A 13,046-nucleotide genomic window follows, 5' to 3' on the forward strand; every position below is an offset into this window, starting at 1 on the left:
GAAACAAAACAAAACAAAGCATGAGCCGTATTGTGGCACAATGGAACGATTTTTCAGAAATGAACGCAGTATGGGATGCATGGGTACCTGAAGGTCATGCGCCAGTGCGTGTGTTGAAGCAAGTATGGCTCGTGAAGCACTACTTGTTGAGAGCTTAGTGATTGCCGTTGAAAAATAACTTTTAAATTAATAAGTTACTTAACTTTTGATGAATAAGTTAAGTTAAGTTAAGTTAAGTTAAGTTAACTTAAGTGCTTGTGATATAAGGACATGTCATGCTAAAACATTCAGAACCTGCTTTTTATCTTGATGGTATTCAATACCAATCTCACTATTTTTCACTGCCTTTGAATTACGATGATTATACTTCAACCCCTGATCATGTTTCCGTCTATATGAGAGAATTAGTCAAAACAGAGAATAAAGATCGTGATCTTCCTTACTTGGTATATTTCCAAGGTGGCCCTGGTTTTCCAGCTATGCGTCCATGCAGTAATTCTGGTTGGCTAAAGCGTGCATTAGATCAATATCGAGTGATCTTGCTTGATCAACGTGGGACCGGGCTAAGTTCTCCGATCACGATTCAAACGATCGGGCATTTGGATCCTAAGCAGCAAGCGCAATATTTAAGTTATTTTCGTGCGGATAACATTGTTCGTGATGCGGAAGCGATAAGAAAATACCTTAATGTAGATAAATGGGCGATCATTGGCCAGAGTTTTGGTGGTTTTTGTTCATTGACGTATCTATCTATTTTCCCTGAGAGTTTATTAGCTTCTTACATAACAGGTGGGATCCCATCAATAACTCGTCATATTGATGATGTGTATTATGCTACTTACCAACGGACGCTAGATAAAAACAGTGAATTTTTTGATCGATTCCCACGAGCACAAGAGTTATGTAATCGTATTGCTGATGCATTATTAGATAACAAGACAACATTACCTAATGGTCAGATCTTTACGGTTGAGCAGTTTCAGCAAATGGGGATCTGTTTTGGCATGGCTGGTGGACCGGAAGAACTGTATTTTCAGTTAGAAACTGCTTTTGTTGATGTTAACGGTAAGCAAGAGTTGAATTATGGCTTCTTGAACTACGTGTTAGGGCAACAAACGCATTTAACCAACCCATTGTATGCCATATTACATGAATCGATTTATTGTCAGCACAATGCTTCAAATTGGTCTGCACAGCGTGTGAGAGCGAGTTACTCTGAATTTAGTTATCAGAAAGGCGCTTCATTGCGCTTTACTGGTGAAATGGTATACCCATGGTTCTTTGATCAGCTTGAAACGTTGAAGCCATTGAAAGAAGCTGCAGAAATTTTGGCTGCAAAGTCCGATTGGCCAAATTTGTATGATATTGAGCAACTAGCGAAGAACACAGTGCCAGTGGCAGCGGCGATTTACGTTAATGACATGTTTGTTGAGTTTGATTTTTCTCGTGAAACATTGAGATCTATACCTAATTCAAGAGCATGGATGACTAGTGAATATGAGCATAATGGTCTTCGAGTCGATGGAGAAAAGATCTTATCGATTTTAATATCTATGACGGAAGATATTAAAGCCATTCAATAAGATCAGAGCCCTTGATCATGCTTCTATTTTGATCTCTATTTTTTTAGGTTCTGTTACATCTATAATTGTAATTTTTCTAAAAATTAGCCCTCGAAGTTCAATGCTTATATTTTTATTACTTTATCTATAAATTTTTCTGGTGACTATTTACCATAATATCAATAACTTAAATATTGATAATTTATTCATTAGAAATTATATTAGGCTAATATAATTGAGACTAATAGAAAAGGTCATAATATGTTTGGTTTTAAAGAAAAAAAGAAAAAAAAAGAAGAATTAATAAAACTTAAAGAGAAATATTTTAAGTTAGAAAGTGCAAATATAGCTTTAAATGAAGCATTGATTGTATTTCATCTTGATAAAAATGGAAGTATTAATTCAATCAATCTAAAAGGTCAAGAAGAACTAAAAATAACAGAAAATGACTTTATTGGTCTTAATTTTATCGACCAAATATCAAAAAAATCTCGAAACACAGAACATTTCAAAGCATTGTATAACGCTATAGAGAGAGGAAAATCTTGGGCTGGGGCTATTGAGTTTTCTGAACGAAATGGAACGGTAAGATGGCTAAGAGGGATGGTTGTGCCATATTATTCCCTTGAGGGTGAGTTATGTTCAATCCAAATCATCTCAACTGAATTAACAAAAACGATAGAAACCTCCAAAGAGAAAGAAGACAAACTATTGGCTATTGACCGTTCGATGGCTATTATTGAATTTTCACTCGAAGGAATAGTTCTAGATGCCAATAATAATTTTCTTAACGCGATTGGTTACCATCTAGATGAAATTCGAGGTAAGCATCACAAAATATTTTGTCAAGACGATGAAATCAATTCCCCTAATTATTCTGATTTCTGGGATAAGTTATCTCGAGGTCAATATGTCTCTGGTAGATTTGAGCGAATAGATAATAGAGGCAGCTCTGTTTGGCTTGAAGCATCATATAATCCAATTAGACATAACGACGGTTCGCTTTATAAAGTTGTAAAATATGCCAGTATTATTACTGATCAGGTAGAAAAAGAAGCATTTATGGTTGAGGCTTCGCACCTTGCCTTTAATGTTTCAAATAAAACAAGCGAACTGTCAAGGAAAGGCAAAGATGTCGTAACTAAAGCAATAGATAAAATAACTCAAATTAATGAGAGAATGGAAGAGATAAGTCAAATACTAAATGAATTAAATGCACAATCAATTAACATAAAAGAACATGTAAAAGAGATAAATAAAATATCTGAAAAGACGAATCTCCTTGCTTTAAATGCAGCTATTGAATCGGCGAGAGCTGGTGAAAATGGGCGTGGCTTTGCTGTTGTTGCTGATGAAGTTCGTAACCTTGCTAAAATAACCTCTAAGACGACTGAAGATATAACGAAAGTGGTAAATGACAGTTTAAAGAATATGTCATCTGCAATAAATGTTATAAGCTTATCCAAGGAGGAAATGAATGCAACGTTGGAATTATCTCAAGATTCAGGGGTTTTGATGGCAGATATAACATCAGGCTCAGATGAAATTGTTTCTGCGGTTAGTAATTTAAACGCATTCATAATTAAATAACATGCCAATGTAGATGGCTCTGTGTAAATTATTGCTAGACTTAATGGATAAGAAACTGAAATTTTCTTATCCATCAATACATTGCCTCCCTCCAGTACCCATCTTGGTTATCTGTATTTCTAATGAACTAAAGGTGAGTACAAAATACCTACAGAGTGGCTCTTTTATTTATCTGCCAATAAAAGTCAGTAATTAACGAGTTAAATACGCCGTTAAGAAACGAGTAATATCAACCATATCAGAGACTTTAATGAACTCTTCAGTGGTGTGGACTTTAGCCATGCCAGTAGAAAGGTTTACTGTTGTTAAGCCTTTTTCATTAAATACGTTTGCATCAGAGCCACCACCGGTAGATTTAGTGAATGGGCTAATGTTGATGCTTTCAAACGCTTCTTTAATGCTAGCAACGTGTGCATTATCGTCTGAAATTTTGTAAGCGTTATAAGCACGCGTTGAGATAATTTCAATTTCAGCGCCGTGTTTGTCTGCTGCTGCTTTGAACGTTGACTCCATGTGCTCAACTTGTTTTGCCAGTTTTACATCATCAAGAGATCGCGCTTCACCTTCAATATACAGTTCTGGCATAACGATGTTTGTCGCTTGACCACCCCGAGCCACCCCAATGTTGGCTGTCGTTTCTTCATCAATACGTGCAAGTGTCATGTTTGTAATTGCATCAGCGGCAACGGTTAATGCATTGATCCCTTCTTCAGGCGCTAAACCAGCGTGTGCAGGACGACCAGTAATGGTTACTTTTAAATTCTGTTGTCCAGGCGCTGAGGTAATAATAGTACCGATAGGGCCACCTGAATCTAATACGATAGCGTGATTAGATTGAATGTAGCTCATATCGTAGTTTTTAGAGCCGTGTAAGCCGCCTTCTTCATAGACAGTAAACGCTAGTTCAATCGTTTTGTGGGCGTGGTTATTTTCTTTAATAACACGTACCGCTTCCATTACCGCAGAGATACCCGATTTATCATCACCACCAAGCACGGTATTGCCTTTAGAGCGGATCATGCCATCTTCAATAATAGGTTCAATACCATTACCCGGAGTTACTGTGTCCATGTGAGAGCTAAATACAATGCTGCCCTCTAACTCGCCTTCCAATCTTGCGTAAATATTAAAGCCGTTTGATACGTGCTCAGGCACTGGTAATTTAGTAACGGTAAAACCTAATTCACCTAATTGTTCGGTAAGTGCTTCTGCAATCGCTTTTTCATTTTTTGATTCACTGTCGATTTGAACAATATCTAGAAAGTGATGAATTAAACGCTCTTGATTCACTTGGGTCATGATTTTTCTTCTATATTGAAAGGAAACATAAAACTACTCTAACCAAAGAAATCGCTTAGAAAGATGCACTGAATCAACAAATCGTCCGACAGCATTATCATATTTATGAGCTATATCTTAATAACGAAAAGCTATAACACAGAATTAATATTTAATAACAAATTGCAACTTTTTCGAAGTAAATCACTCTGATAACTATATTAATAAGAAACCATAAGAGGTTGATATGAGATCCCGATTAAAAATCACAACGATAGCACTACTGTTTATTCCATTTTTTACTGCTATGACAAGTTTTTTTTCTACCGCAGAAGATATGTCCATACCAATAAAAGGTAACTATGAAGTAGCCACTCTTGCTGGAGGCTGTTTCTGGTGTACTGAATCTGATTTAGAAAAATTAGATGGGGTGGTGGATGTTGTCTCTGGTTATTCAGGAGGCTCACTTGAAAACCCTACCTATAAACAGGTGTCATCAGGAAAGTCGGGTCATATTGAAGTGATTAAAGTGACGTTTGATCCAAAAATTGTTAGCTATGAACAAGTGCTTGATCAACTGTTTAGACACATGGACCCAACGGACAATAAAGGATCTTTTGGGGATAGAGGCCCACAGTATCGTCCCGCTATTTTCTTCCATAATGAAGATCAGCAAGTGATTGCTCAAGAATTCATGAATGCGATTGATGCAGCTAAGATCTATCCAAAACCTTTAGCGACAGAGTTAATTCCATTCACAAAATTCTGGGTAGCTGAAGATTATCACCAAGATTATTACAAGCGTAATCCGGTGCGTTATAAATATTACCGCCATGGTTCAGGGCGTGATAAATACTTAGATACGGTATTTGGTGAAGATAGAAATGAGAACCAAAAAACACTGCGCCAATACATTGATGAGCAAAAAATAGCTCCAAATGTAAAGCAATACAATAAGCCGTCAGAGTCAGAAATTAAAAAAATGCTAACTGAGCAACAATATTACGTAACACAAAAAGAAGGAACAGAACGTCCATTCGATAATGCGTACTGGGATAATAAAGCGGAAGGTATTTATGTTGATATCGTCAGTGGTGAGCCTTTGTTCTCATCAACGGATAAATATAAATCTGGTACAGGTTGGCCAAGTTTTACTAAACCAATCAATAAAGCGTACATAACCGAAGAAGATGATTTTGCATTATTCAGTAAACGTACCGAGATCCGCAGTAAATTTGCAGATTCACATTTAGGGCATGTTTTTAGTGATGGGCCTAAACCAACAGGGCTACGCTACTGTATGAATTCAGCCGCAATGCGTTTTGTAGCAAAATCAGATTTAGAGAAAGAAGGCTATGAAGAATATTTGTATCTGTTTAATCAATCGTCGTAATTAGATATGTGTTAACTTTATAATGATAAAAATAAAGCCCTTATGATGAATGTCATGAGGGCTTTTTTATTAACGAATAACGTTAATGCCTTTTTCTTCGAGATCATTAACCACACTTTCAGCTAAGTTATTATCAGTAATCACCCCATGAATGCATTCGATATCTAATGCATGAAAAGTGGCTACTTGACCGTATTTCGTTGAATCAGAAATTAAATAAGTGATTTGTGATGATTTTGCGATGGCTTGCTTAACGTCAACTTTTCCTTCATAGGGGGTTGATAATCCTTTTAGGCTCCACGATGAGGTAGAAATAAAAGCAATATCAATATTCATAGTGAGCAGAAACTCCACAACCTTTCTGCCTATTGCTGATTGGTTATTTCGATCAATCTTTCCACCAGTATGGTAAATCTCACATTCACTGTGGTTAATGAGATAGGCAGCAATAGCGAAATCGTTCGTAATAATAAGTAAATCATCGCGCGCGGATATTTTATGAGCAAGCTCTAAAGAGGTGGTACCTGCATCTAGGTATACCGTTGAATTTGGTGGAATTAAATCAGCGGCAATAGTACCAATTACTGCTTTCTCATTGGTTTGCTGTTCTATTTTACTGTCGTGCGATAATTCGCTATGAATGGTTCTCGTTAGTTGAACACCTCCTGAGACTGAAATCACTTTTCCCGACGATTCAAGTTTGACTATGTCACGACGTATGGTCATGTGTGATACATCAAGGTGTTCAATTAATTCAACAATACTGATGACTTCTTGATGTGATAATAACGATAAAATGGTTCTCTGACGTTCTGCTGGGATCATGATTATGCCGCTATATTATTGTTTTTACTTATCCTAACAACATTTCTCTATGTTGTGAATATCTGTGAATAAATGTTTTATTTATAGATAAACCTGAAGTTTTGACAGATAAAGCAAGTATTCATCTCCCTATAAAGAGTTATATTACTCATTCGTGTTAAGTTTTGTTAATTATGTGACTTACAACGAAGTCGGCTTGTTTTTATTACCATATAATCACAAACATAAACACAAATTAACATCTGGATTCATTATATCCACTACTGACAAATTTATTAGAGGGCGTTATGGAAAATCAAAAAGCTCAATCGGTTGGCGTTATTGGTTTAGGTTCTATGGGTATGGGAGCTGCAAACTCTTGTATTCGTGCTGGGCTTGATGTGTATGGTATTGACTTAAATACACACGCTTTGGAGGTTCTTAAAAGTAAGGGGGCGAAAGCGGTTTCAACTAATGTCCTTGAATTTGCGGATAAATTGGATGCAGTGTTAATTCTTGTTGTTAATGCAAATCAAGTAAACGCGGTGTTATTTGATTCTGGCTTTGCTGCGGCGTTAAAACCAAATACGGCGGTTATGGTATCTGCGACGATTGCTGCGGATGATGCGAAACAAATCGAAGCAAAATTAAAAGAATACCAACTCATTATGCTTGATGCGCCAGTCTCTGGTGGTGCAATTAAAGCGGAAGTGGGAGAAATGACGATTATGGCTTCTGGTTCTAAAGAAGCGTTTGATAAGTTAGAGCCCGTATTAGAAGCAACAGCTTCGAAAGTCTATAACATCGGTGAAGAGATTGGGTTAGGTGCAACGGTTAAAATTATTCACCAATTACTTGCTGGTGTGCATATTGCTGCAGGTGCTGAAGCGATGGCGTTAGCGGCTCGAGCGAATATCCCTTTGGATTTAATGTACGACGTTGTAACGAATGCCGCGGGCAATTCGTGGATGTTTGAAAACCGTATGAAGCATGTGGTTGATGGTGATTATTCACCAAAATCAATGGTTGATATTTTTGTTAAAGATTTGAATTTAGTGTCTGATACAGCGAAAGATCTTCAGTTTCCATTACCATTGTCAAGTACTGCTCTGAACATGTTTGTTAGTGCGAGTAATGAAGGCTTTGGTAAAGAAGACGACAGTGCTGTGATTAAAATATTTAAAGGTATCGACTTACCGGGTGTGGAGAAGTAAGTATGTTATTAGGAGTTATTGCTGACGATTTTACTGGTGCAACGGACATCGCGGGTTTTCTTGTAGAAAATGGCATGAGTACGATTCAATTAAACGGCATTCCAACAGGCGATATTGATGCAACGGCAGACGCGGTTGTTATTAGTCTTAAATCTCGCTCTTGCCCTGTAGATTTGGCAATTTCAGAATCTGTCTCTGCGTTGAAATGGCTTCAATCTCAAGGCTGCCAACAGTTTTATTTTAAATATTGCTCAACGTTTGATAGCACAAATAAAGGAAATATAGGGCCAGTAACGGATGCATTGTTAGCTGAACTAGGTGATGACTTTACTTTGGTATGTCCGGCACTTCCTGTGAATGGACGTACGGTCTACAACGGTCATTTATTTGTATTTGGTGAGTTATTAAGTGCTTCAGGAATGCGAAATCACCCAGTAACACCAATGACGGATTCAAACATTATTCGTTTAATGGATGGTCAATCTAAAGGGACATCAGGTCTAGTTAATTTCCAGACGATAGAGCAGGGTGTTGATGTAACAATAGCTCGTTTTGATGAGCTAAAAACACAAGGTCATACCTATGCGGTGGTGGATGCATTTACTACAGAGCATCTTGTTACTCTAGGCCAAGCCGCTAAATCATTTAAGTTAATTACTGGAGGATCGGGTTTAGCTGCTGGTATTGCCAAAAACTGGGTTGAGAATTTAACGGATCAAAGTGACGCCAAACAGAAAGGGTACCCGGTGAAAGCACCAACCGTGGTGTTCTCTGGTTCGTGCTCTGTAATGACCAACCAGCAAGTTAATTTCTATAAAGAGAAAGCGTCCCATCTTTCGATTGATGTAAAGGCGTGTCTAACCAATAAACAATACGTAAATGATGTCTTTGATTGGGTAATGACAAACAACCACGCAGAGTTGGCTCCCTTAGTGTATGCAACAGCAGATACTGCAACATTAAAGGCGATTCAAGAAGAATTCGGGGCCCATGATTCAAGTCACGCGGTAGAGCAATTCTTTAGTGAACTAGCCATTCAATTGCAGTCGAATGGGGTTAAGAACTTTATTGTTGCAGGTGGTGAAACCTCTGGGGTTGTGACACAAAGCCTTGCCGTTAAAGGATTTCATATTGGTCCTCAAATCGCTCCCGGAGTGCCATGGGTAAAATCTCTTGATGGCACATTATCGTTGGCTTTGAAATCTGGAAACTTCGGAGATGAAAACTTCTTCGCTAAAGCACAAGGATTTTTCTTATGACAGAACAACAACTCAGAGACCAAATGGTTGAGTTAGCTCGCTCTATGTTTGAGCGAGGCTATGCAACGGGTGGTGCTGGTAATTTATCGCTCAAATTACCTAATGGTCATTTTCTTGCTACGCCAACAGGATCATCATTTGGTCGTTTAGTGGCAGAAGAACTGTCAGTGGTGGATGTGGATGGTCATCATATTTCAGGGAAAAAACCGTCAAAAGAAGTGGCATTTCACTTAGCTATTTATCGTAATAATTTGCAATGTAATGCGATAGTCCACTTACATTCTACCTATTTAACGGCGCTTTCCTGTTTAGAAGGGTTAGATCCTGAGAATGCGATTCAACCATTTACCCCTTATTACGTGATGAGAATTGGTCAGCTGCCTGTGATCCCGTATTTACGTCCGGGAGAGCCTAAAATTGCAGAAGAATTAGCAAAAAGAGCGAGTGATTACCGAGCGTTCTTACTGGCAAATCATGGCCCTGTAGTGACAGGAACTGATTTTGTTGATGCTGTAGATAATGCTGAAGAGTTAGAAGAAACAGCAAAGTTAGCTTTTTTATTAAAAGACAAAGTGATTCGTTACCTTACAGATAAAGAAGTTGATGATTTAAAAGGGAGAGGAAAGTAATGGCCAAATTTGCAGCAAATCTCACGATGTTATTTACAGAAGTCGATTTTTTGGAACGATTTGAAAAAGCCCACAGCGCAGGTTTTAAAGCGGTAGAGTATTTATTTCCATACGCATTTGAAGCAGAAGCACTTGCTGAAAAAATGCAGATGTTTGGTTTTGAACAAGCACTTTTTAATATGCCTCCAGGTGATTGGGATGCAGGTGAACGTGGTTTTGCTGCTATTCCGGGTCGTGAAGATGAATTCAAGCAGAGTGTTGATGCCGCGTTATTGTACGCAGAAGTACTGAACTGTCGAAAGGTTCACGCAATGTCAGGCCTTATCGATACAAATTACACTCGTGAGCAACATACAGCAACGTTCATTTCAAATATTCGTTATGCGGCAGATAAGTTTGCAGAGCATGGCATTCAGTTGATGATTGAGCCGCTAAACAATCGTGATGTTCCTCATTATTTTGTTGCTCATCAACGTGAAGCAGTCGCGTTAATTAAACAAGTGGATCGTCCAAATGTGAAATTGCAATTGGATCTTTACCATGCACAAATCATGGACGGTGATTTAAGTACATTAATAAAAGAAGTCGCCCCATTTATCGGACATGTTCAAATTGCATCAGTACCAGAAAGACACGAGCCATCAGAAGGTGAGCTAAATTATCCACACTTATTTACGGTGTTGGATGAGAGTGGTTATCAAGATTGGATCGGGTGTGAATACAACCCAAGAAATACAACAGAAGAAGGATTAGGTTGGGTAAAACCTTACTTATAACCTTTTCAAACGATAAAAAACAAAGCAAATAGCAGTGATTTATTAATAGCCGATAAATCACTGAACCCTACACAACAATACAATAAGAAACAAAAGGAATGAGACAATGGACGGAGCATTAATTGGTATCGTAATTGGCATTTTAGCCATGATGGGAATGATAATAAAAACACGAATTCCTGTCGCATTAGCAATGATAATCGCAAGTATCATTATGGGGTTGTTCGCAGGAATGGCACCAACAGAATTAATTAACTCAATCCAAGCGGGCTTTGGTGGTGTACTTGGTGGTATCGGTCTTATCATTGCGTTTGGTGTGATTATGGGGGCGTGTTTTGAACGCTCTGGTGCCGCGGTACGAATGGCAAAAACGTTTGTAAAACTGTGTGGTAAAGGTCGCGAAGATCTTGCGTTAGGTTTTACCGGTGTGCTTGTTGCCATTCCTGTTTTTTGTGATTCTGCCTACATCATTTTGCATTCTCTTGTTCGCGCAATTTCACGAGATACGGGTAAATCGGCTGTGGGGCTTGGTGTGACGTTAGCACTTGGTCTTCTTATTACTCATGCTCTTGTGCCGCCAACGCCGGGACCTGTTGCGGTTGCTGGGATCCTAGGCGTTGATCTTGGTGTTTACATGATGTGGGGTTTGATTGTTTCAATCCCAATGATGTTACTTTCAATGATTTATATTCGTCGAGTAGGTAAAGAATATTATCGTGTACCAAATGGTGATATGTGGATAACAAATCAAGCCGATTGGGCAAATCTTGAGAAAGTAAAAGAAACTGACGACAAAGAACTGCCAAGTAACTTCTTATCTTTTGGTCCAATTTTAATTCCGATTGCATTGATCTTAGTGAATACCATCATCGGAAAAGGCGACTCAATGCCGTATCAGGTACTTGAGTTACTTGGCAACCCAGTTGTTGCTGTTGGCCTTGGTGTATTGATGGCGCTTTATGGGTTAACTCGTCATATCGAACGTAAAGATATGGTTGGTTCCATGGATGACGCATTATCTACTACGGGATTAATTCTGATTGTTACTGGCTGTGGTGGTGCGATGGGAGCGGTATTAAAAGCATCAGGTGCAGGGCCACAAGTGGCTGAGGCGATTGCAAGCAGTGGTATTCCTCCTCTACTTGTTCCTTTAGCTATCGCTTCGATGTTACGAATTATCCAAGGTTCGGCGACAGCATCTATGATGGTTGCGGCGACAATGACCTTACCACTAGTTGAAACATTGGGTCTTGATCCTGTATTTGTTGCGCTAGCTTGTGCTGTTGGTCCCGTTGGATTTTCACACTTGAACGACTCATACTTTCATATTATCAACCGTACATTAGGGATTACTGAACTTGCAGACCAAATCAAAATCTGGTCAGTTTCTTCTACGATAGCGTGGGCGATTGGTGCAAGTATCATCATGATATTGAATCTTGTGTTTGGTAAAGGGGGGACAATGATTGACCCATTGGTTCCATTCGGCGTATTAGCCGTCATTATGTTCTGGTTAAAAGCAAAAGAAAAAAAACAAGTAAAGGTGGTTACTGCTAATTAATCGATAAGGTCTATTTATATAAAGCACCATAAAAAGAAATCCGACTCACCTTAGATGGGTCGGATTTTTTATTTAGCAATTATAAATAAGAGTAAACTTATTTATTTTGTGCAGCAATGTGAGTTGCAATTGCATCCATTAGTGCTGGAGATAGGCAATCGTAAGTAGGAAGGCCTAGTTCTTCAAAGCGAGCACGGATAGCATCCATGTCTTTAGGATCAGTACCTGTTTCGATAATAGATGAAACAAATGCAGCGAATTGTGGTGCAGAGAAACCTGCATCTTCAGACAATTCAGTATGAACGAAATCTAAACCAAAGAATGGGTGATCTTGGTTATCAATACGACCGTACATGTGAGTACCACATTCTTTACAAGCGTGACGTTTGATTGTTGCTGCTTCATCGATAACCACTAATTTATCTGCGTTCGCAATGACTTCAACGTTATCACGTGAAATTACTGCTACTTGAGAGAAGATCGCGCCTTCTGGTTTCCAGCATTTAGAACAGCCACATGCGTGGTTATGTGCAGTTTGAGTTGTTAGCTTAACGGCTACTTTATTTTCTTTACATTGGCAGTGTAATGTTCCGCCTTGGAAGTTTTCATCAGTAGCTGCGAAGCCGTTATCAATTGCAGGGTGTAGTGTTGTAATAGTCATCTTTTTTCCTGTAAATACATTCAGTATTTTTTGCAGTGTAATGTTCAAGCGTGAACCTTTATCAATATTTTATTTAGTTGTTTTCGTTATTTGAGCGCTCAAACGATGAAAGATATTTTTCTCTTTTATCGCCTCAGACACAATAAGTAAAACAGTAATACATTATTACAGTTAAGTAATAGTCATTGCTTACTCATGCGTACTATCCTTTATTTTTGGTTGATTTATTAGTGTAAGATTTGGTAAGTTATTGTTATTATTCGTTTATTCGTTTATTCGTTTATTCGTTTATTCGTTTATTCGTTTATTCGTTTATTCG

General features: G+C 38.3%; 11 protein-coding genes and 1 pseudogene. 9 read left to right on the top strand and 3 right to left on the bottom strand.

Annotation, left to right across the window (positions count from 1 at the left end; genetic code table 11):
• Positions 1-47: 47 nt before the first annotated feature.
• From Q1K78_RS13535 to Q1K78_RS13545, 3 genes and pseudogenes are all read left to right on the top strand, one after another.
• A pseudogene (locus tag Q1K78_RS13535) lies at positions 48-178 on the top strand (RidA family protein); the annotation flags it as partial.
• Between the two features lie 97 nt (positions 179-275).
• The gene (locus tag Q1K78_RS13540; protein WP_300179760.1) at positions 276-1,583 is read left to right on the top strand and encodes an alpha/beta fold hydrolase; all 1,308 of its coding nucleotides are present in this window, start codon (positions 276-278) and stop codon (positions 1,581-1,583) included.
• Positions 1,584-1,823: 240 nt separating this feature from the next.
• A complete protein-coding gene (locus tag Q1K78_RS13545; RefSeq protein WP_300179763.1) occupies positions 1,824-3,152 on the top strand; it encodes a PAS domain-containing methyl-accepting chemotaxis protein in 1,329 nt (442 codons plus the stop codon).
• Between the two features lie 192 nt (positions 3,153-3,344).
• Here the strand turns inward: Q1K78_RS13545 and Q1K78_RS13550 are convergent, their stop codons facing one another.
• Positions 3,345-4,451: a M20/M25/M40 family metallo-hydrolase gene (locus Q1K78_RS13550; protein WP_300179766.1), complete on the bottom strand. Its 1,107-nt coding sequence runs from the start codon at positions 4,449-4,451 to the stop codon at positions 3,345-3,347.
• Positions 4,452-4,677: 226 nt separating this feature from the next.
• Between Q1K78_RS13550 and msrB the strand changes: the two genes are divergently transcribed.
• Complete coding sequence (gene msrB / locus Q1K78_RS13555; protein WP_300179769.1) at positions 4,678-5,823, top strand: peptide-methionine (R)-S-oxide reductase MsrB; 1,146 nt, start codon at positions 4,678-4,680, stop codon at positions 5,821-5,823.
• 69 nt (positions 5,824-5,892) lie between these two features.
• Here msrB and Q1K78_RS13560 read toward each other — a convergent pair whose 3' ends face one another.
• A complete protein-coding gene (locus Q1K78_RS13560) occupies positions 5,893-6,648 on the bottom strand; it encodes a DeoR/GlpR family DNA-binding transcription regulator (protein WP_017021031.1) in 756 nt (251 codons plus the stop codon).
• Positions 6,649-6,935: 287 nt separating this feature from the next.
• On the opposite strand from Q1K78_RS13560, the gene ltnD reads away from it, so the two are divergent.
• From ltnD to Q1K78_RS13585, 5 genes are all read left to right on the top strand, one after another.
• Positions 6,936-7,841, top strand: coding sequence for an L-threonate dehydrogenase (gene ltnD, locus Q1K78_RS13565; protein ID WP_300179777.1), 906 nt, complete (start codon positions 6,936-6,938; stop codon positions 7,839-7,841).
• Positions 7,842-7,843: 2 nt separating this feature from the next.
• Entirely contained in the window at positions 7,844-9,100 is a 1,257-nt protein-coding gene (otnK, locus tag Q1K78_RS13570; RefSeq protein WP_300179780.1) for a 3-oxo-tetronate kinase, read from the top strand.
• A complete protein-coding gene (locus Q1K78_RS13575; RefSeq protein ID WP_300179783.1) occupies positions 9,097-9,729 on the top strand; it encodes an aldolase in 633 nt (210 codons plus the stop codon). Before otnK ends, Q1K78_RS13575 begins: the two co-directional genes overlap by 4 nt.
• Positions 9,729-10,505, top strand: coding sequence for a 2-oxo-tetronate isomerase (otnI, locus tag Q1K78_RS13580; protein WP_017021027.1), 777 nt, complete (start codon positions 9,729-9,731; stop codon positions 10,503-10,505). The genes Q1K78_RS13575 and otnI overlap by 1 nt, the downstream gene beginning before the upstream one ends.
• A gap of 106 nt (positions 10,506-10,611) precedes the next feature.
• A complete protein-coding gene (locus Q1K78_RS13585; RefSeq protein ID WP_300179788.1) occupies positions 10,612-12,066 on the top strand; it encodes an SLC13 family permease in 1,455 nt (484 codons plus the stop codon).
• A 97-nt stretch (positions 12,067-12,163) separates the two neighbouring features.
• Here Q1K78_RS13585 and gfa read toward each other — a convergent pair whose 3' ends face one another.
• Positions 12,164-12,727: an S-(hydroxymethyl)glutathione synthase gene (gene gfa / locus Q1K78_RS13590; protein ID WP_300179791.1), complete on the bottom strand. Its 564-nt coding sequence runs from the start codon at positions 12,725-12,727 to the stop codon at positions 12,164-12,166.
• Positions 12,728-13,046 lie beyond the last annotated feature (319 nt).

It is taken from the genome of uncultured Aliivibrio sp. (assembly GCF_946479765.1).
GTDB lineage: Bacteria > Pseudomonadota > Gammaproteobacteria > Enterobacterales > Vibrionaceae > Aliivibrio.